This is a genomic window from Halioglobus japonicus (genome assembly GCF_001983995.1).
In the GTDB taxonomy this organism is placed as follows: Bacteria; Pseudomonadota; Gammaproteobacteria; order Pseudomonadales; family Halieaceae; genus Halioglobus; species Halioglobus japonicus.
Map to the genome: position 1 here is coordinate 2,647,384 of NZ_CP019450.1, position 20,590 is coordinate 2,667,973.

Annotated in this window: 17 protein-coding genes and 1 pseudogene; 13 read left to right on the forward strand and 5 right to left on the reverse strand. The window is 55.2% G+C overall.

The features are described from left to right. Nucleotides 1-107 precede the first annotated feature (107 nt). The 3 genes and pseudogenes from BST95_RS12515 (at nucleotide 108) to BST95_RS12530 (ending at nucleotide 2,463) form a co-directional block, all read left to right on the forward strand. Nucleotides 108-983, forward strand: coding sequence for an HpcH/HpaI aldolase/citrate lyase family protein (locus BST95_RS12515; protein ID WP_169843932.1), 876 nt, complete (start codon nucleotides 108-110; stop codon nucleotides 981-983). 1 nt (nucleotide 984) lies between these two features. Then, nucleotides 985-1,737, forward strand: a pseudogene (locus tag BST95_RS20985) (class I SAM-dependent methyltransferase). A gap of 12 nt (nucleotides 1,738-1,749) precedes the next feature. Then, on the forward strand, nucleotides 1,750-2,463 hold the full coding sequence (locus tag BST95_RS12530; RefSeq protein ID WP_169843933.1) for a 3-keto-disaccharide hydrolase: 714 nt from the start codon (nucleotides 1,750-1,752) through the stop codon (nucleotides 2,461-2,463). Between the two features lie 2 nt (nucleotides 2,464-2,465). Here BST95_RS12530 and BST95_RS12535 read toward each other — a convergent pair whose 3' ends face one another. Then, the gene (locus tag BST95_RS12535; RefSeq protein WP_084199868.1) at nucleotides 2,466-3,179 is read right to left on the reverse strand and encodes an AraC family transcriptional regulator; all 714 of its coding nucleotides are present in this window, start codon (nucleotides 3,177-3,179) and stop codon (nucleotides 2,466-2,468) included. 180 nt (nucleotides 3,180-3,359) lie between these two features. Here BST95_RS12535 and BST95_RS12540 point away from each other — a divergent pair, with 180 nt between their 5' ends. From BST95_RS12540 to BST95_RS12580, 9 genes are read left to right on the forward strand one after another with little or no spacing between them, the layout of a single operon-like run. Next, nucleotides 3,360-4,451 (forward strand): Gfo/Idh/MocA family protein, encoded by a 1,092-nt coding sequence (locus tag BST95_RS12540; RefSeq protein WP_240500190.1) that lies wholly within the window; start codon nucleotides 3,360-3,362, stop codon nucleotides 4,449-4,451. Nucleotides 4,452-4,466: 15 nt separating this feature from the next. Continuing rightward, nucleotides 4,467-5,513 (forward strand): sugar phosphate isomerase/epimerase family protein, encoded by a 1,047-nt coding sequence (locus BST95_RS12545; protein ID WP_084199870.1) that lies wholly within the window; start codon nucleotides 4,467-4,469, stop codon nucleotides 5,511-5,513. A 33-nt stretch (nucleotides 5,514-5,546) separates the two neighbouring features. Then, nucleotides 5,547-6,869, forward strand: a complete 1,323-nt coding sequence (locus tag BST95_RS12550) for an MFS transporter (protein ID WP_084199872.1) — start codon at nucleotides 5,547-5,549, stop codon at nucleotides 6,867-6,869. After that, complete coding sequence (locus BST95_RS12555) at nucleotides 6,866-7,711, forward strand: sugar phosphate isomerase/epimerase family protein (RefSeq protein WP_146004166.1); 846 nt, start codon at nucleotides 6,866-6,868, stop codon at nucleotides 7,709-7,711. Before BST95_RS12550 ends, BST95_RS12555 begins: the two co-directional genes overlap by 4 nt. 6 nt (nucleotides 7,712-7,717) lie before the next feature. Next, nucleotides 7,718-7,972 carry a hypothetical protein gene (locus BST95_RS12560; RefSeq protein WP_084199876.1) on the forward strand — a complete coding sequence of 85 codons (255 nt, stop codon included), beginning with the start codon at nucleotides 7,718-7,720 and terminating at the stop codon, nucleotides 7,970-7,972. Beyond that, nucleotides 7,969-8,592, forward strand: a complete 624-nt coding sequence (locus BST95_RS12565; RefSeq protein ID WP_084199878.1) for a gluconate 2-dehydrogenase subunit 3 family protein — start codon at nucleotides 7,969-7,971, stop codon at nucleotides 8,590-8,592. The genes BST95_RS12560 and BST95_RS12565 overlap by 4 nt, the downstream gene beginning before the upstream one ends. Further along, on the forward strand, nucleotides 8,589-10,304 hold the full coding sequence (locus BST95_RS12570; RefSeq protein WP_084199880.1) for a GMC oxidoreductase: 1,716 nt from the start codon (nucleotides 8,589-8,591) through the stop codon (nucleotides 10,302-10,304). The genes BST95_RS12565 and BST95_RS12570 overlap by 4 nt, the downstream gene beginning before the upstream one ends. A 13-nt stretch (nucleotides 10,305-10,317) precedes the next feature. After that, nucleotides 10,318-11,163 (forward strand): ThuA domain-containing protein, encoded by an 846-nt coding sequence (locus tag BST95_RS12575; RefSeq protein ID WP_084199882.1) that lies wholly within the window; start codon nucleotides 10,318-10,320, stop codon nucleotides 11,161-11,163. A gap of 49 nt (nucleotides 11,164-11,212) precedes the next feature. Then, entirely contained in the window at nucleotides 11,213-12,292 is a 1,080-nt protein-coding gene (locus tag BST95_RS12580) for an SMP-30/gluconolactonase/LRE family protein (protein ID WP_084199884.1), read from the forward strand. On the opposite strand, the gene BST95_RS12585 is transcribed toward BST95_RS12580, so the two are convergent. Next, nucleotides 12,266-13,129 carry an SDR family NAD(P)-dependent oxidoreductase gene (locus BST95_RS12585; protein WP_084199886.1) on the reverse strand — a complete coding sequence of 288 codons (864 nt, stop codon included), beginning with the start codon at nucleotides 13,127-13,129 and terminating at the stop codon, nucleotides 12,266-12,268. The genes BST95_RS12580 and BST95_RS12585 overlap by 27 nt on opposite strands. A 138-nt stretch (nucleotides 13,130-13,267) precedes the next feature. Between BST95_RS12585 and BST95_RS12590 the strand changes: the two genes are divergently transcribed. Next, nucleotides 13,268-14,638: an FAD-binding oxidoreductase gene (locus BST95_RS12590; protein ID WP_084199888.1), complete on the forward strand. Its 1,371-nt coding sequence runs from the start codon at nucleotides 13,268-13,270 to the stop codon at nucleotides 14,636-14,638. 88 nt (nucleotides 14,639-14,726) lie between these two features. Here the strand turns inward: BST95_RS12590 and BST95_RS19760 are convergent, their stop codons facing one another. The 3 genes from BST95_RS19760 to pglZ all read right to left on the reverse strand — a co-directional run bounded on the left by BST95_RS19760 (nucleotide 14,727) and on the right by pglZ (nucleotide 20,582). After that, nucleotides 14,727-15,050: a hypothetical protein gene (locus tag BST95_RS19760; protein ID WP_157114486.1), complete on the reverse strand. Its 324-nt coding sequence runs from the start codon at nucleotides 15,048-15,050 to the stop codon at nucleotides 14,727-14,729. Between the two features lie 863 nt (nucleotides 15,051-15,913). Further along, nucleotides 15,914-17,977: a BREX system Lon protease-like protein BrxL gene (gene brxL / locus BST95_RS12600; RefSeq protein WP_084199892.1), complete on the reverse strand. Its 2,064-nt coding sequence runs from the start codon at nucleotides 17,975-17,977 to the stop codon at nucleotides 15,914-15,916. Between the two features lie 49 nt (nucleotides 17,978-18,026). Then, a complete protein-coding gene (pglZ, locus tag BST95_RS12605) occupies nucleotides 18,027-20,582 on the reverse strand; it encodes a BREX-1 system phosphatase PglZ type A (RefSeq protein WP_084199894.1) in 2,556 nt (851 codons plus the stop codon). Between the last annotated feature and the right edge of the window lie 8 nt (nucleotides 20,583-20,590).

Sequence of the window (20,590 nt, forward strand, 5' to 3'; positions counted from 1 at the left end):
ACACGCTACTTTGATATGGTACGCGCGCAGACCTTCGGCGCCGGTTCAACAGTGAACTGGTTGCCGTCGGGACTCGCGCCTATTGTCTATCTAGCCTGGAAGAAAATATGCCTGTACGCCCCCGCCGATCCATGCTGTATATGCCTGGTTCCAACCCGCGCGCTCTGGATAAGGCTCGCCAGTTGCCAGCCGACTGCCTAATTCTCGACCTCGAAGATTCAGTAGCTCCTGAAGCGAAGCAAGTCGCTCGCGAACAGGTTGTTGCGGCCCTGGAAGAGGGTGGCTACGGCTGTCGTGAAGTCATTGCTCGTACCAATGCCATGGATTCGCCCTGGGCAGCTGATGACCTCGCCGCGATTGCTGCCTGTGGTGCGCCACCGCAAGGTCTGTTGTTGCCCAAGCTATCTACCGCTGCAGATGTCGAACAGGCCGTTGTAGCCGTAGACCGCGCCGGTTGTGATGGCAATATCGACATCTGGCTAATGGCCGAAACGCCTGCCTGTATACTGAATATAGGTGAAGTCGCTGCAGCGCACCCGCGGTTGGCGGGTATTGTGCTGGGCACCTCTGATCTGGCCAAGGACACCAGGGTCAGGCACACACCGGACCGTCTGGGATTCATTGCCGCGCTGAATCTATGTGTTTATGCCGCCAGAGCGAATGGCCTGGATGTGATCGACGGCGTTGCGCTGGACCTCGACAACGATGAGGCACTCCAGCTCGCCTGTCAGCAGGGACGAGACCTCGGCTTTGATGGCAAGAGTTTGATTCACCCCAAACAACTGGCCGCAGCGAACACGGCTTTCGCACCCAGCGATGCTGAAATCGCTGCCGCTCGCGAAATTATCGCAGGCTTTGAGGCGGCGCAGGCCGAGGGCAAAGGCGTCGTCGTCGTAAACGGCCGCCTGGTTGAGGCACTGCATGTCGAAGAGGCGCAACGCTGCCTGGCACTGGCGGCAGCCATATCAGGCCAGGTAGCCTGAGATGGAAGCCTCATTCTGGGAGGACCGCTGGACTAACAGCAAAATTGGTTTTCACGAAGGCGAGACCAACCGGCATCTGGCGCAATACTGGGAATCACTGGACGTTGCCGCAGTGGAAGCTGTGTTCGTACCCCTGGCAGGTAAAACCCTGGATATTGCCTGGCTGATGCGCAGTCACCCTGTGCTCGCCAACGAAGTGAGTGCTACAGCCGCCAAAGCGTTTTTTGCCGAACATGGGATCGACCACACGCAATAGAACAAAGGACAGTTGCGCGCGTACAGCGCGATAGGCCTGCTTTATCTCCAGGGTGACTACGTCGACATGCCCGACGAAGATATCGCTAAATGTGCGGCAGTGTTTGACCGCGCAGCGCTGGTGGCTTTGCCCAGACCGATGCGCGAGCGCTACGCTGAGAAAATGAGTCATGCCCTGGCGAGTGGTGCGAAAATGATGTTGATTACACTGGAGTACGACCAGCGGCTGTTTGCCGCCCCGCCGTTTGCCATTTCAAAAACCTGGGATATCAATCCCCGGTGGAGCGCGGCCGCACTGTATCACTACACGGGAGAGGCCGTTCAATCGACTCTGGACGACTACCACCTTCTCGATCTGAGCGTTAACCGGCGACTTGCAAACCACTGGCGCATCGCGCTGTCTGCGGATAATGTGTTCGAAGAGGATTACTATACTGCTGTTGGATTCCCCTGCCCGGGCGTGGGTATTCGCCTCGGACTAAACTACGCGCTCCACTGAGGAATGACGGATATGATAATAAGAACCCTGCTGGGCACGGTCTTCGTGTGGAGTCTCAGTGCTTGTGGAAGCGATCCCGTCATCGATCCTGCGGAATGTGTGAGCGGGCTGACTGGAGAGGAACAGAGCACCGGCTGGCGCATGCTATTCGATGGTTCGTCGCTTGACCAATGGCGCAGTTACAAAGAGGATTCCGTCAATTCGGGTTGGGCGATCGAGAACGGCTGTCTGGCCAGAGTCGGCTGGGGTGGCGATCTTATGAGCCGCGAGCAGTTCGCCAATTTTGAGCTGAAACTTGAGTGGGCCATCAGCCCGGGCGGCAATAGCGGCATCTTTATCCGCGCCGATGAAAGTGGTCGCACCATGCACCACACCGGCTATGAGATGCAGGTGCTCGACAACGCACTGCACAAAGACGCCAGCATCCCCAGTCATCGCGCAGGTGCCTACTACGACATGATTGTGCCTGATCACGATACCTCCAAACCGGCGGGTTATTGGAATGAGGTGCACATTATCGCCGACGGTGCAAACGTCGAATTCTGGCTCAATGGCCGCATCACTGCGCAGTTCGAACAGGGCAGTCCGGAGTGGAAGGCCCTTTACGAAAAGAGCAAATTCACCTCTCGGCCCAAGTACGGCAGCTTGTTCAAGGGCCATATCGGCTTCCAGGACCACTACGACAAGGTGTGGTACCGGAATATCCGTATCAAGGAGTTGCCTTGATCCTAGCGGCGCAGACTGCTTGGGGACTGACCGTAGTGCTGGCGAAAGCTGCGGCTTAAGTGGCTGTGATCGGCAAACCCGGTTTCAGCCGCGATCGCGCCAATCGGGATGTCTGTCTCAAGCAACAGTTGCCTGGCGTGTTCCAGGCGGACTTCAATAATGTATTGGTGTGGTGTCTTGCCCAGGTGCCGCCGAAAACGACGCTCGAGTGCGCTGACGGAAAGATTACTGGCATTGGCGAGATCGGCTACGGACAGGCTCTCGGCGAAGTGGGCCTGGATGTAGCGTATGGGCACATCCAGTTCGCGATAGGGGATGGCAGTGCGCTCACTCGGGTTGAGATGACGGCTCATGCCAAAACTGGCAATGATTGCGCCCGCGGCGTTGAACACCGGCCACTTCGATGTGAGAAACCACTCCAGCGATTCAGCCGCAGACCCGATCATCTCCAGGCGATCGTTCACCCTACCACCGGCAAGTACGCGCCGGTCATCTTCGGTATAGCGCTGTGCGAGGTCGGGAGGCGCGAGATCAAAGTCGGTCTTACCCAGCAGCTCTCCGGGGTGCCCCATACCAAACCGCGCGGTGAACAGGGTATTGCCGTAAACAAACTCGCCCTGGGTGTTCTTCATCCATGCATGGGTGTCCGGAACCAACTCCAGCACCCCGAGTTGTGTCTGTAACTGGTCAAGGGAGTCGAAAACAAGATTTGTCATATTAGGTCTGGCACGCTGAAATTATTCTAATGATAACGGAAATTTTCCAAGCAATGTGGATCATGGAACGGCACACTGCAGGGGCGACTATCAATAATCTTTGGGAGTAAAGGCGATGACCCGGGTCAGAATGGGCATGGTCGGTGGCGGCGAAGGGCCTTTATCGGTGAAGTGCACCGGATGGCGGCGGCGTTGGACGGCAAGATTGACCTCGTCTGCGGCGCGTTCAGCAGCGATCCGGACAGGGCGCTGCGCTCAGGTCTGGCACTGGGGTTAGACGAACAACGCTGTTATCCCAGCTTCGAGGCGATGCTGACAGCAGAGGCGGCACTGCCCGCGACGGAGCGTATGCAGTTTGTGGCCATTGTCACGCCCAATCATCTGCATTTTCCGATTGCCCAAGCCGCATTGGAAGCGGGCTTCCACGTCCTCTCGGACAAACCTGCCACCTTTGACCTCGCTCAGGCACTAGCGCTCAGAGACATCGTCGCTGCCACCGGACAATTGTACGGACTGACCCACACCTATAACGGTTACCCACTGGTCAAGGAAGCGCGCGAGCGCATAGCCCGCGGCGAACTCGGCGTGGTGCGTAAGGTCGTTGTTGAATATCCGCAGGGATGGCTCGCCGACCGCCAGGAAGACGCCGACAACAAGCAGGCCGAATGGCGACTCGATCCCACCCGGGCCGGTGTCAGCAGTTGCATGGGCGACATCGGCGTACACGCGGCGAATCTTGCGGAGTATGTTTCGGGTTTGCAGATCGAGGATATCTGCGCTGACCTCACTGCGTTCGTGGAAGGGCGCACCCTGGATGACGACGGCTCTATTTTGCTGCGCTTTGGCGGCGGTGCCAAAGGCCTGCTACACGCCAGCCAGGTGTGCGTGGGCGAGGAGAATGCATTGCGCATCCGTGTCTACGGCACGCTGGGCGGCCTCGAGTGGTCGCAACAGGAGCCGAATACCCTATGGCTCAAATGGCCCGACCGACCCACCCAGATGCTGCGCACCGGGGGAGGCTACCTGGGCGCCATGGCAGCGGCGAATACCCGCACGCCCATGGGGCATCCCGAAGGTTATCTGGAAGCCTTCGCCAATCTCTATGTCGCTTTTGCAGGCCAGATAAACGCCGTGGAGCAGGGCGTTGCTCCGGATGCGCGCAGCGCCGACTGCCCCGGCATCGCCGAAGCCGTGCGTGGCATGGCCTTTATCGAACTCGCTGTGCGGGCCGGAAGTAGTGACATCAAATGGCATCGTCTCGAACACCTTTAACCGAAGGAAACGATCATGAAAGGACCCGCGATTTTTCTCGCCCAGTTTATCGATAGCAAGGCGCCCTTCGACTCGCTGGAAAACATTACCCGATGGGCCGGTGACCTCGGCTACCGGGGCGTCCAGGTGCCGACCTGGGAGTCCAGCCTCATCGATCTTGAAAAGGCTGCCGACAGCAAGGACTACTGTCAGGAGTTGCAGGGTATTTGCCGTGAAAACGGCGTCGAGATCACCGAATTGTCCACGCACCTGCAGGGACAGTTGGTGGCGGTTCACCCGGCCTACGATGAGTTGTTCGATGGCTTTGCCCCTGAAGCCGTGCGCGGCAACGCCAGTGCGCGTCAGGAGTGGGCCGTACAGCAATTGCGCCTTGCCGCCAAAGCCAGCGCGAATCTCGGACTCAATGCCCATGCGACCTTCTCAGGTGCCTTGCTATGGCACACCATGTATCCCTGGCCGCAGCGTCCCGCGGGGTTGGTGGAGACCGGTTTTGCCGAGCTGGGCAAACGCTGGACGCCCATTCTAAATGCCTTCGACGAGGCCGGGGTGGACCTGTGCTATGAAATTCACCCGGGCGAAGACCTGCACGACGGCATTACCTTCGAGATGTTCCTGGACGCGACTAACCAACATCCTCGAGCACACATTCTCTACGATCCCAGCCACTTTCTGCTGCAGCAGCTGGATTACCTGCAGTTCATCGACTTTTACCACGAGCGAATCAAGATGTTTCACGTCAAGGATGCGGAATTCAACCCGAATGGTCGCAGCGGCGTGTATGGCGGCTACCAGGGTTGGAAAGATCGTCCCGGTCGGTTCCGCTCTCTGGGCGATGGCCAGGTAGACTTTTCCGGTATTTTCAGCCAGTTTGCCAAGTACGGTTTCGACGGCTGGGCCGTACTGGAGTGGGAGTGCTGTCTGAAACACCCCGAAGACGGGGCAGCGGAGGGTGTTGAGTTTATCCAGCGCCATATGATTCGCACGACAGAAAAAGCCTTCGATGACTTTGCCGGCGCAGGCACCGACGATGCCGCCAATCGGCGTATACTCGGCATCGAATAAACCAGACTAACAATAACAATAGTGGAACATGTGATGACCAATACCGAGATCAACCGCAAGCGTCTCTATTACGTGGGCAATCTGTCCATATTCATGATTGGCCTGGGATTCGCGGTCCGTGCCAATATCGCGCCCAACTTGCAGGCCGACATATACGACCAGATCGACCTGGCCAATTCTGCCGCCATGGTCGGCGAAGCACTTGGGATTACGTTTACCGGCTTTGCACTGACGCTGCTATTTGGCAGCGCCCTGGTCGACCTGGTGGGCATGAAGCGCATGCTGCTGCTGTCGGCGCTGGGCTATATTGCCGGCGCGCTGGGTCTGCTCGCGGCCACCGTGATGCCAGTAGGCCCCACGGTGGAGATGGTTGTGCTGGCAAGTCTGTTGTTAACAGGGCTGGGCTGGGGCGCAGTGGAGGCAGCCTCAAACCCTATGGTTGCAGCTCTGTTCCCCGAGGAAAAAACCCACCGCTTAAACATCCTGCACGCCTGGTGGCCAGCAGGCATTGTTGTCGGCGGGCTGCTGGGCGTGGCTATTAGCGCCGTGGGCATTCCCTGGGAGATCAATATGTTCGTGCTGCTAATCCCGGCGGTCGTGCTGGCCTGGATGGTGGCCAGCTCACAGTTTCCGGAAACCGAGCGTGTTGCCGCCGGTGTGAGCTATGGCGACATGTTTGCAGAATTGCTCAAGCGCCCACTTTTCTGGGTGTTCTGGGCCTGTATGTTCCTCACCGCGGCAGCTGAGCTTGCCCCTGGGCAGTGGGTCAATATTGCCCTGTCCAACATTGTCGGCATGCAGGGCATTCTGTTACTGGTGTATGTGAGCGCACTCATGTTCGTGATGCGCCACTTTGCGGGACCCATTGTCGAGCGTATTTCATCGGTAGGCCTGATGTTTGTCAGCTGCCTTGCAGCCGGCATCGGGCTTTACCTCCTCAGCCTGGCCAACACCCCGGCGCTTGCCTTTGCCGCGGCGACCGTGTGGGGCATTGGTGTGTGCTACATGTGGCCGACCATGCTCGGCATTGTCGGCGAGCGTTTCCCCCGCGGAGGCGCCATGGCGATGGGCCTGATGGGCTTTGCCGGCGGTATGTCGATCCAGTTCGTGTTGCCGCGCATGGGCGGCATTTTCGATGCGGCCAAGGCCGAAGCCGCCGGTGGCGCCGACCAACTCGCCACGCTGTCACCTGAGGCCATGGAAGCCGCTGTGAGATACGCTTCGGTAGAATCGTTCCAATCAGTCGCCTGGATTCCGCTGCTGTTACTGCCGGTATTCGGGGTTATCTGGCTCTATGACCGGCAGCGCGGCGGTGATGGTGCCGAGTCCATCCATGGGCAGGGTGACACACATTGAACGTCAAAATAGGCATGAACATGCTGCTCTGGGGTGTGGAGACCACCCCGGCCAGTATTCCCGTTTTTGCGGGCCTGGCCGCAGCGGGCTACGACGGTGTAGAAATACCCATGAGTGGCCACAGCGCAGCGGACCTGAAAACGCTGGCCAGTGCTTGTGAAGATCTCAACCTGGCGCGCACCGCATCGGCCTTTGTCGGGCCCGAGACCAACCCCATCTCCCCGGATGCTGCCATTCGAGCAGCGGCGCTGGAAAACATCAAAGCGGCCATTGACGATGCGGCGACCATAGGCGCGGAGATCCTCATCGGCGGCATATACCAGGCCCACAAGTACTTCACGGGACGTGGCGCCACCCAGCAGGAGTGGGACTGGTCGGCAGACTACCTGCGTGCAGCAGGCGAGTACGCCGCTGGCGTCGACCTCAAGCTCGGCCTGGAAGTACTCAATCGCTTTGAGGTTTACCTGATCAATACGGCGGCGGATGGCCACCGCATGGTAGAGCAGGTGGGCCTCGCCAATGTTGGCGTGCACTACGATACCCACCACGCAAACATCGAAGACCCGGTGCCCGCTGTTGCGCTCAAGTCGATTGAGCACAGTATTAACCATGTTCACCTGAGCGAAAGCCACCGCGGCACGCTGGGTACCGGACAGGTGGATTGGGCAGGGACCTTTGCCTCACTGGCGGATATTAACTATTCAGGCTGGCTGGTAATCGAAGCGTTCGGCACCTCAGACCCTGGCCTGGCAGAGGCTGCAAACGTGTGGCGCAATGCCTTTGATAGCCCGGAGCAACTCTATCGGGATGGCATTGCTTTTATTCGCAGGCATCTGGGGTAGGCGCATATGTGGAATCCGAAGCGTTGGGCCATCGCGATTTTGATCGGCCTGTATCTTTACTTCCTGCTGCCGGCCACGGCCGTTCTTTTCTACGAGCTCTATCACCTCACCGGAATCGAACCGGTTTATTGGGGTTACAGTGCTTTCAAGGCAGGCGGTTATTATTTTGGTATCTGGGAGTACCGCGGCCTGGCGTGCCTGGTCGTTACCCTATTGATAGGCCTGTTGTCCGGGATCTTTGCGCGGAGTAAAACAGCATGAATCGACGAGAATTTCTACAATGTGCGGCGGTAATGGTCAGCGGCATGACAGCCAGCCAACTCGGATTGGCACTGTCGGATGCACAGCGCGCTCATCTGGCCACGGCGCCAAATTACAACGCTGGCAAGGCCAGTTACCTGTCAGCGGCGCAGCGGCGGATTCTCGCGGCGGCCTGCGAAACGATTATCCCACGCAGTGACACGCCTGGCGCTATCGACGCGGGTGTGCCCAACTTCATCGAACTGATGGTCTCCGACTGGTTTAACGCGACCGAACGGGCCATCTTCGACGCCGGCATGATTGATCTCGAAACGCGCATTCCACAGCAATACGGCATGGCCTTTGACCGACTCACAGCCCCAGCCCAACGCGACATACTCGAGGCATTGGAGTCAGCTGCCAGCGACCACCCCTGGTATGAATTCGGCAACGTGCAGCGCGACTTCATCAGCGATGCGCCATTTATCTGTCAGTTAAAGGAGCTCACTATCTGGGGTTTCTTTACCTCCGAGCGCGGCGCCAAGGAAGTCTTACGCTATAACCCAATGCCCATGCAGTTCGACGGCCATCTGCCGCTGTCACCGAACGACAGTACCTGGGCGGGAGTGGTTGAATCATGAGTGACACCATTAACAGTACGCAATACGACTTTGACGCTATTGTGGTGGGCTCCGGAATTTCAGGTGGCTGGGCCGCCAAGGAACTCACCGAAAAAGGCTTGCGAGTGCTGGTGCTGGACCGCGGCAAGCCCATCAGACACAGTGTCGATTACGTTGGCGAGCATGCGCCGAGCTGGAAATTTCCCTATCAGGCCAAAAAACCCCGGGAGCTTTACGCAGAAGAGTATCCGGTGCAGAGCAGGGTGACGCATTCCTTTAACGAGGCGACCCGCCATTTCTGGAACAACGATAAACAGAACCCCTATGACGACAATCCCGACAAGCCCTTTATGTGGGCTAGGGCAGATGTTGTCGGCGGACGCTCTCTGATCTGGGGACGGCAAACGTATCGCTTCAGCCCGCAGGACTTCCAAGCCAATGCCAGCGACGGGCACGGCATACCCTGGCCGGTGGACTATGAGGAGATGGCGCCCTGGTACAGTCATGTCGAGAAGTTCATTGGCGTCAATGGTCGCAAGGAAGGCCTGGCTCAGCTGCCCGATGGCGAATTTCAAAAGCCCATGCCCTGGTACGCGCTGGAGGAAACCATTGGCGAACGGCTGAAGAAAAAAGCACCTGACGTCACGCTCACCAATAGCCGCGTCGCTATTCTGACCGAAGACTTGCCAGGCCGCAGTGCCTGTCACTATTGCGGCCCCTGTCCGCGCGGCTGCTCCACCGGAAGTTACTTCAGTTCCCAAAGCTCGACACTGCCGGCGGCGAAAGCCACAGGTCGACTCACCGTTATCGCCAATGCCGTCGTAGAACGACTTATCCACGATCCGGCGACGGGCAAAATCAGTGACGTGCAGGTCATCGATACCCAGACCGGCGAGCGCGCAAGTTACAGTGCTCGCCTGTTTTTCCTGTGTGCGTCGACGATAGGGTCTACCCAGATTCTCATGAACTCCAAAAGCGACGCGTTCCCTAATGGCCTCGCCAACAGCAGTGGTGCCCTGGGCAAGTACATGATGGACCACGCCCTGGGAACATCCAGCATGGGTGTCTTTCTCGATAACATGGACAGTTACTACAGCGGTAACCGTCCTACCGGTTTGTACATCCCGCGTTTTCGCAATTTGCAGGGCCAGGACGAAGACGCTGATTTTATCCGCGGCTACGGCTACCAGACCTACACCGTGCGCATGGACTGGAGCACCAGTTTCAATCGCAAAGGCTTCGGCGCAGACCTCAAGGATTCGCTGCGCAAGCCCGGCCAGTGGCTGTGGGTACTCTCGTATTTCTCCGAGTGCCTGCCCAGGGAGAGTAACCGCATGTTCCTCAGCCCGAACAAAGTCGATCGATTTGGTATCCCCCAGGTGGCCTTTGACTTCACCTGGAGCGACAACGAAATCAATATGCAGGCCGATGCCGGACGCCAGGCAGACCGCCTGATGAAAGCGGCCGGGGCCGTGCTCACACTACCGGGCGGCACGGACATGAGCATACCCGGCGAGGGTATCCATGAAATGGGCACCGCACGTATGGGCAATGATCCTGCCCAGGCCGTGCTGAACAAATACAATCAGGCACACGACGTGCCCAACCTGTTCGTCACCGATGGTTCGTTCATGACGTCGTCGTCTTGCGTGAATCCGTCGCTCACCTACATGGCGTTCACCGCGCGAGCCGCGGATTACGCCGCCCGGCAACTGGCTGAAGGCCTGATCTAACAGGAATGTCCGCATGGCTAAACTGATGAATTGGAAGGTGCTACTCGTGCTGGTTTGCCTGCTGGCGCTGGCCGCCTACGGCTTCGGGCGCTACACCGGGATGATCCAGCGCAATGTCTATGAATACGAACCGCCAGAGCTGCCGGAATACACCCGTCCCGCGGTATTGGTCCTCACCAAGGCCAACGGCTTTGTCCACCGCGACGCCATGCCTGCCGGTGAAAACATGCTGCTGGATATCGCGCGGGCACAAGGTTGGGACATTACCCTGACTGACAATGCAGCCACGCACAATGCGCAGGACCTGGCGCGTTTCAAGGCGGTGGTATGGAACAATGTATCCGGCGATGTACTCACCCCGGATCAACGTGTGGCTTTAAAAAGTTACATCGAACAGGGCGGCGGCTGGATAGGCATTCACGCCGCCGGCGGCGACCCGAAGTACAAATGGCAGTGGTACGTGGATACGCTCATTGGCGCTCAGTTCATAGGACATACCATGCACCCGCAATTTCAGGATGCAGACGTGCTGCGCAGCGAACTGGAATCAGGCATGACTGCACATTTGCCCGACCGTTGGCGGATCGCCCAGGAAGAGTGGTATGCCTTTGACCAGAACCCACGGGGCAAGGGTTACGACATTCTGCTGACACTCGACGAAGACTCCTACAGCCAGAAAGGCGAAAGTATCTTCGGCACTGATACTATGCCGGGCGAACATCCCATCACCTGGCGACATTCGGTGGGGCAGGGTAGAGTGTTTTATACGGCGATTGGTCATCAGGCTGCGACCTACCAGATACCTGAATTCCAGGCGCTGATTACTGAAGCGATTCGCTGGGCCGGAGCCATGCCCTGAATCAGTCAGACCTGCGCAGATCGATATATTAATAACAACCGGGGTTGCTATGACACGTCAATGCCTGCTCACGTTGAGCCTGATTTTTCTACTTGCTGCCTGCAGTGATCCGCATATTGCGATCAACGATTGTCAGGCAACGGGCGATACGCGCGTGTACTGTGACATTGGTACGCCAGAGGATATTGCCGCACTGCCTGACGAGCGCCACCTGCTGCTCGCTCATTTTGGCCATATGGGAAAAGACTCGGGCGGCATCTCGCTGTTTGATACGGATTCCGAGCGCCTCACACCGCTCATCACTGCAGACACGCACGTTAATAACGCGCTACATCGTTGGGGAGACAGCGCTTGTCCCGTGCTGGATGCGGCCACGTTAAGCCCTCACGGTACCCACCTGCACCGCCTGGACAATAACCGGTGGCGCTACCTGGTGGTTAACCATGCCCCTTCGGGCGAGCGAATCGAGCTGTTTGAAGTGCTGGGCAGCGGCGATGCTACCCAGCTGCGCTGGCGCGGCTGCGTACTGCCTCGCGCGGAAACCTTTGTGAACGATGTGGTGGGCCTCAACAATGGCGATGTCATTTACACGCGCATGTTCAAGACCAGCATGAACATGGCCACCGCCAAAGGCCTCCTAGGTATGAATACCGGCGATCTGTGGCACTGGCGCCCGGAAACAGGCCCGGTCATCATTCCAGGCACCGAAGCTGCACAACCCAATGGAATTGAAATAGCCGCAGACAACCGCCACGTGTTCGCCAATATGTATTTAACCGGCGAGGTGTGGAAGGTTGATATCGCCACAGGTGAGGTGGTCGACAAAGCGCCGGTTGCCAATGGCGACAACAGCGCCTGGGGCCCGGATGGACGCCTGTGGGTTGCCACCCATACCGACAAACTGTTCAACGTACTGCCATGCTTCCAGCAGCCTTATCAATCCTGTGGCCTGGCCTACACCATTGTGTCGATTAACCCGGATGACATGGCCGACATAAAACCAGTGTACTCGGGTAAAGGCAGTCCCATGGGGGCGGCCACCGTTGCCGTGGCCCAGGCGGGCAGAGTTTATATGGGGTCGTTTGCCGGCGACAGAATGATCTCAGTTCCCCTCAGTGAATTCCGGTGAACCCGGCGCCCGGTAGCGGTCCAGCGGGCTGCGCAGGGCATCACTGCCATAGTAATGGCCGCTGCCTCTGGGGCTGGCGAACAGCAGTTCGATAATCACTTGTGCACCCGCGGCGGGCGGCTTCATGCCCGCTTCCTGCGGGGTGCGAGCACCGAGAAATTCCTTGCCCAGATCGGTCTCGATAAAGCCGGGCGTGCAGGCATTGATCACCAGCTGCGGGTGCTGAGTTGCCAACCACAGGGTATAGCTGTTGGCACACGCCTTGGAGAAACCATAAGGCGAATCACTGCCAAAGCCCATGCGCTGGACCACGTCAGGCTCGAGTTCGCCACACTCCTGGATAAACGCCTGTAGCGACGACCAATCAATCGTCTTGTCAGTGAAAAACGCCTGACGATCGGCCGAGCAGTTGGCAACAAAGTTGGGGCCTGACGCCGAAGTGACATTAACAATGCGACCCTCGTGGCCAAGCAGAGGAGCGAAGGCCTCGCAGACGCGGTGCACGCCATACACGTTAACATCCACAGTCTGGACGACCGTACCCTGGCCCAGCCCGGCATTGTTGACGATGCCATAAAGCCCCGTATCGAGGCGCTCCTGCATCCAGCTATCCCGGGCGCGCTGCACTGATTGATCATCACAGACGTCAAGTTCCAGCAGCGTTATCCGATCTGCCCAGGTGGCGTCCTGCGCCACCAGTGACGCAACCGCTACATGGCCCCGGGCCATATCACGCGACCCGAGCACGACGTGTGTATCTGCTGCGGCGCGTAAAATCTCGCTGGCGACTGCCAGGCCAATGCCCTTATTGGCGCCGGTCACTAGAATGTTTTTCATGCCTGGCTTCCGATATAAAACCAATACCTTAGCATGACGCAGGCCCACGGGGTTGAATTGTCACCGACACACATTCACACTTTTGCCCCTGATAACTGCGCGCCAAGCGCGCACCCGAATCACGGAATAAAGCTGCCTATGAACCTCATCGAACAACTGCAACAGATCGTCGGCGCCAATGGCGTACTGACGGGTGACGATGTGCGCAGCCGCCCTAATCACAGTTGGGGGAGGGGGGAGTGCCCGGCTATGGCGATTGTGCGCCCACGCACAACCGAAGAGGTTTCCCGGATCATGGCGTTATGCCACGCACAGGAACAGCGAGTCGTACCCTGGGGCGGATTAACCGGCCTGGTGGATGGCATTACCTGCGAGGCGGGCGACCTGGTGCTGTCGATGGAACGCATGCAGAACATCGAACACTGCGAACCGGATGCGGGCACACTGCGCGTGCAGGCCGGTGCCGTGCTGCAATCTGTGCAGGATGCCGCAGCCGAGGCCGGCTGGCAATTTGCCGTCGATCTGGGCGGGCGCGGCTCCGCTCAAATTGGCGGACTGGTTGCCACTAACGCAGGCGGCAATGCCGTGGTGCGCTACGGCATGATGCGCGAGCAGGTGTTGGGGCTGGAGGTGGTACTGGCAGACGGCAGGGTCATGAGTTCCCTCAACGAGGTGCTCAAGAACAATGCCGGCTATGACATGAAGCAGTTATTTATCGGCAGCGAGGGTACGCTGGGCATTGTCACTCGCGCGGTGCTGCGCCTGCGGCCAGCGGCCAACGCTCGTCAAACTGCCTTTCTGGGCATGAATAGCTTTGACGACGTGGCAGCGCTACTCAGGCATCTGCAAAGTCATTTGGAAGGTAAGCTCAGTAGTTTTGAAGTGATGTGGGCCAATCACTACCGCTTTATGGTTGAAGAACTGGCCACCCACCAAACATTTCTACCCGTCGATTACCCGTATTACGTACTGGTGGAATCCGAAGGTCAGTTCCCGGATCGCGAGGAGGCGTTGTTTACCTCGGTACTGGGTGAGCTGATGGAGGAGGGGACAATCGCCGACGCCGTGATCGCCCAGTCCGGGCAACAGGCAGAGCAATTGTGGGCCATGCGCGACGACGTCGCGTCCTTGATTGAGGCCATGGCGCCAATGGCGGCGTTTGATATCAGTCTACCGTTGCGTGACATGCAGACCTATGTAGCTGCCATGGAGCAGGGCTTAGCCAAACGGTTACCCGAGGCCCGCGTCGTCGTGTTTGGCCATCTTGGCGACGGCAACATCCACTTGGTCGTGGGTAATATCCCCGATCATAAGGCGGTGGAAGAGGTTGTCTACGGTGAACTGCGCAACCTGGGCGGCAGCATTTCAGCCGAGCATGGTATCGGCCTGGAGAAACGCGACTACCTCGCGTATTCCAAAGGCGAGATCGAAATCGACCTGATGCGCACTCTAAAACACGCGCTCGATCCCAAAGGCATTCTTAATCCCGGCAAGGTTATTTCAGCGTAAACTGCCAAGCAGAGCTACAGTGGCGCTACGTATATTTAACATAATAACGTTATTAAGTGCGCATTCGTCCCCAGGGTGATGCTTGCAACTACTTGCAGGCGACGCGATACCAGGCCTCGTGGCCCACCGGATCGAGTGGATCGGGACGAACCACCCGAAAACATCGGTCACCCATGCGCACCATATCCACCCAGGCGCCCCCCATATAGCTGCTATCGCCTGGCGTGGTGTCCTGAGCCGCAACAACGCGTCGGGGCGCGCCATTCAGGTGAGCGGCCAGTGCGGTATCCATTACCACGGCGCCCGTATCTGTCAGTTGCTCAGTGACCACGGACTCAGCCTCAATACTGCGGACGATATCTGCAATCACATCCTGATCAAGTTCCAGCGCGACAGATGGCGATTTATCCAAGGGCTGTTTTTGGCCTGAAATCGTTTTGGTGGGAGCTGTTGGTGGTACCAGGTCAATTTCAGCGCTTGTGATATCTATCAGTTCAGTGGGTTTTTTGGGTTCAGCGGGCGCCGGCAGCGGTTCGGGTTGTAGCGTTGGATCAGCAAGGCTTGTTGCGAACTGGACGGCCAGTCGCGTGGACGGAGACCGCGGTGGCTCTTTGTTGATGTCACGATGCAGCCACCAACCAACCAGCAAGCCATGTAACAACAGCGACAGCAGCAGCGCACCTGCAATCAACGGTGTACGGGGAGCAGTGGCTGTAACGAGAGTCGGCTCGCGCATAGTTAATCGACTAGCAGTCGCCGCCGAAGTTCCTCAGCAACATTCATCCACATAGCCAATTAAGGCCCAAATCGCGCTTAAAACACTTAAATAGCAGTCTCTGCGTATTTACGCTCATTTATCCACATGTGCGCATAATATATATTATGTTAAATGATGTATTTGAGCACAAGTCTATCCACAGTAAGGGACTGTGGGTTCCGCCCTTCTATAGGACTGTGGATGGATTTTCGGACTAGAATTAGGACTGCTGCAAAATGGTCCGTTTTACCACTCTGAATCGAGTGAATCAGACATCTATACGCGAAAAGACTCTGCTAGAGCCCTCTTGTTGTTTGGGGAAGAACCCGCAACTCACCAGGAAGTGTCCTGGCTCGGTTCCGCGTGATGCAGTGAAAATAGATTGGTTCGACGAGCCAGGGAGAATCAAAGAGTCAGCTGGCCAATTTGACGGCTGAATTCTTACATATTGTGATAGGAAGCCTTCATCCTGTAGATAGTTTAGCCCCCTTCCAGGCTCTTCTTCGAAATAAAGGCGACTAAGTATCCATTTTTATGTAGGTGACCTCAAAGGCTTTGCAGGCGCGGTACTTTTGGTTGCGATTGGCTAGCTGAAAGTGATCGCCCATCTCATAGCGTTGAAATATGTCCAAGCCCCGATCTAGTGAGATCTTCCAGCCTGTATCCGTGGTGATATGCCGAGCATGCTGCGATCCTGAGTTATCAAAGGACCAGGCGAATTTGATCCCAACTGTCGACATTGAGGTCTGAATCTGTTCGAAGAACTCTCTCTGTTGCTCTCCTTTATAGTCGTCTTCTACAGTTACGAGGCTGACAACGAGCTCTTCCTCATCTCCCTTGTTCCTATTGGCCGTTTCGAGGAGTTCCATCAGGTTTCTTGCTTGATAATACAGCCGAATATAGGGATCAGTAACCGTTATGTGTTTAGCGCCTTTAAGGTAAGGGCTAAACAGCTCGTCGTAGCAGACTCCTTTCTGCCCCTCAACAAAGGTTAGATGCTGCTGCTTTGCATTTGAAAGAATATCACTAGCATCTTTGATAGCATGAGCGGCCTCCCCCTCCCCGTCTGAATTTTCCGTCCCTGGCAGTTCAAGGTCATCCGCAGCCGCTACTGTTTGGTTGTAGTAGTTTGGATACTCTATCTGTTCCAGGGTCGAAACAGACATCTCTTCGCCCACATTGGTGGAGTACGCGAAATTTACGGCGGCGTATGTCGTGTCGAGCCGAAATAGCTGATCTTTAATCCTTTTTCGCCCTTCCACGGCGAATTTGAGTACCTCTTCAATCTCTGCTGTGGACGCACCTCCCTGCGGGAAGAGAATTTTCATCAGGCCGGAGAAAGTCTTGTTTATGGCATCCCGGTCACGTGTAGAGATATCGGATGACAGGGAGAAGTGTTCTTTGTACTGGTCAGAGAAATCCTGATTTCGTAAATGGCGAAGAATTTCAGCAAGATAGTCGACTACGAAACCGTATCCAGAAGAGAACATTTCCCCCCTGATAATGTCGACTTCCCAGCCAGGAATGTAGTAATGCAGGCGATCAAGAAACGCGGAGTCATAAAATTTTTCGGGGAGCGCATCGAACAAGTCACTATGCTTAAGCATATAGGGCAAACTATGTTCCGTATTTCCAACGAAAACCATGGAAGCGTCTGCTCCAAGGGTCTCAACACCGCGAGAAAACGACTTATTCGCCATGTAGTTCTTCATTATATCGACCAGCGCTTTATCGATTTTCTTCTGTTTGCCCGCAAACTCATCGAAGGCAACTGTATCCCAATACCCTACCAACCCAATTTTTCCTGAAGAGTTATTAACGAATAGCTTCGGTACAGTGACCTCCCCCCCAGAGATCAAGATGCCATGGGGCGAAAATTCTGAATAGATGTGTGACTTACCTGTGCCCTTCGGGCCAAGTTCAATTAGGTTGTAATTGCGCTCACAGAATGGAATTAGTCGGGCGAGTTGCGTTAGCTTACTTCTTCTTCCAAAGTACTCTGGATCGAAACCAATACTTTGAACCAGAACATCAATCCATTCATCGAGAGAAAATTGTTTTCGAGCCTTGATGTAACTTTCGTAATCAAAGTGCGACATTTGAATAGGCTTAATTGCACCCAAGATCCAAGGACTGGAATCCTTTTCCTCTGAGTGGGAATACTCGAGATCAGCAATTACCCAAACGCCACCAACCAAAAGTTTTGGGTGCTTCTTTACCGTTCCTGAATCTATCAGTACCTTCTTTATGCCAAGGTTAGAGAACGCCATCTCGTAGCAATCTTTTTTGTCATTCAAGGCTACACTGACTTTATCGATGACTTTGTGTGCACCCTTCTCTCGAATGGTAGAACGAATCAAACCGGCTTCGTTGCGGTGCACATAGTGCTTGGCCAGAATTTTCTTTACTGTTTGAATACCACTTTCAATACTGTCTTCATCATTGGTGGCACAATATTGACCGAGTAGATATTCCAGTACATAGGAAGGGACAATGGCATTGCCCTTTACTGTTTTTACTAGGTCCTTACGTACCACAAGCCCGGCAAAGAGATCGCATATTTTATTATTTAGATCATTCATCACAAAACCTCAGAAAATCCTTTTTCACGATTAGGGCCAAACTTAGCCGTCAAAAATCAAAGTCGCTAGTAAAGGAACGACGAATGGTATATGGCAATTGCTTATAGTCTTTATGTTGGTTAGTTCCAACTATTGGCTCTTCCAGTGTTAACATCACCTCCTGGTTATTAGCTCCATCCGCTTCTTGGGTTAAAACGAATCGTAGCTTCATTTCCCGTTCTCGTGGGTTCTCTGAGGCTAGATCCAGCGATATTTTGTGACTATCTGAGATCAGCTTGCCGTCCCGCGTGTAAAGGCCCACACGTAGGGTCCTAGGCTGTACTTTATCAGTCACGGCCTCGGTCTGGTACAACGTGACAGATAATTGCCCGGAAGTGATTACATTTGTCCCCCCACGTAGAACATCCACTTCGACTGCGGTTATATCGCTCTGACGCTTCTTGTTTATACTAATAACTGGGATTACAGTTTCCTGGAGCGTGGCGCCACCATGGACAAAACGGCTGCCTGAACCACTCAAGCGCAAGCGTTGAATACCCTTGGGGATGACAGCGCCGACATCACCAGCCAGATTCAGCTTATCAGCACTGAAATATTTCAAAGCATCGCTACTTTTTAAGTCCTTACCCAATACAAAGCGCCTATCGTTATAAAGCACCTCGCCTTTAACATCGTTTGGCAGGAAGTCACTCTCTTCTAGGGGTTTGTTTTGGTAGATAAAACCGTGATCGGCGGTAATCAGGATATTGTTGGCATTGGCATTAGCCAATTTTTTGATCAACTTTATCAAGTCATCAAAGGTTTTCTCAGTGGCTTCAAAAGCCTCACCCTCTGACTGCATTTTGTCGCCGGTATGATCTATGCGGTTATGGTAGATATACAGCAGGTCATGACCTTTCAGCAGCTCACGGTTTTCAGTGATATTCTGCTCTAGCAGGTCTTTTGCTAATACCGCGCCAGCCCGCTCACCTAGCAAGCGTTTTAGTACTTTATCCCGCCCTTCCCGGCCCTGGGTACTTTGTGCTCCCATAGCGACCGTGCCGGTCTTGTTCTCTGCAATTTGCAAGGGGGTTTCCGAAGTTTGAGGTAGTAACGAGGCCATACCCAACTGGGTGTAACTAGGTAGTGATGACAGGGCGTGTTCCAGCTTGGCCTGATAGCGGTCTTCCTGGCGGATACGGCTCACCATTTCATGCCCCGCCTCATAGCGGAAGGCATCAGAAATAATCACATAGATCTTTTTGTCTTTATCCTGATAGGGCTTCACCCACTTTCTATAAAATTGAGCCTGCGAAGTAACATCAGGTACCTGCCAATTTGGCATTGCATCCACATGCTGCTGCCAGGCGTTGTTTAGTGGCAACAGGTAGCGGTTGGTGTATTGGTTCTCGATCTGCTCGGTCAGCGAACTCAACAAAGTATTCTGGGCAGAAACCTTCAAGGCATAAATATATTGGCGGTAGAGTTGATCAAGCTTATACCAGTGGCTGGTATAGCCCTGCACTGCCTCTGTGCTATTAGCCATAGAAAGCTGCACAGCATCCAGTAATGCCAAGAACTGACTGGCTACATCTACCGCACTATAAAGATGCTGATATTTGCTATACCAGTGGCCCTGCCTACGCTGGCGACACCATAGGGCGATCTCACCCTGCGGAATAGTCCGCTGCTCCACAGCCGTCACTAATTCATAAATCACACGTTTATCAATCAGCTCAAAGTAATCCAGCTCGATCAGCTCTTTCAATTCCCGATGTACCAGATCCGCTTCGATATTTAAAATCTCGGCACAGTCTTCAGATAAAGCCTCAAAGCTCGTCTCATGGGTACGGCTGTCTTTCCAGCGCTTAAAGAATACCAGCGCATTGCTGTTTAGCTTAATTGGATCATTATTAACTGGCGTATCCAGCCCCATTGAATAACAGGATTTAAATAGCTCAATAGAAAAATCCTTAATACTGGGGCTTTCGGTATGGTAGCCATAGTGCCTGCCCACTTGCTGCCATAAGAACTCATCCAGGCTACAGCTCTCAATAATGCTATAAAGAGGTGATGTCGATTTCTGAAGTTCGCTTAATAGTAGCTCCAGCACATTGTCTATTCTGTCTTCGCCTTTCTTAGTTGCCCCGGCACAGACAGATAACATCTTCATCCGCACCAGCGGTAGAGAATCTTCAGTTGTAAGCAGCTTCCTTAGCGCCTCTTTGCGCTTCGCGGTCTGAGCCGGTGCTCTGCCAGGTTCAAAGAACGCACTGTGGTTTTCGACAACCTCAGCAAATTCATTGGGCAGCTCCAGCTCGCTTAACCATATAGCCACCTGGTCGGTACGGAAGGTCGTAAATGCCAGCTCGACATCCAACAGCCAGTTCTCTAAAGGCTTGGGTTGCCTGCCTTCCTTGTAGAGCAGAAACTGCTGTTTAGGCGACTCCCTTAAAATCCGCTGTTTGATACCAAACTCATTATTGGCTATTTCCAATTTTTCAACATCAGCCAGATCCAGTGCTTCGAACTCACTGCGTAGCTCTTGTTTGCTGTCATACCAGAAGACAATACGATGTTTGGCAAACAATCGACTTAGGGCGCTTTCAATATTATTCGCGGTCATATAATTCT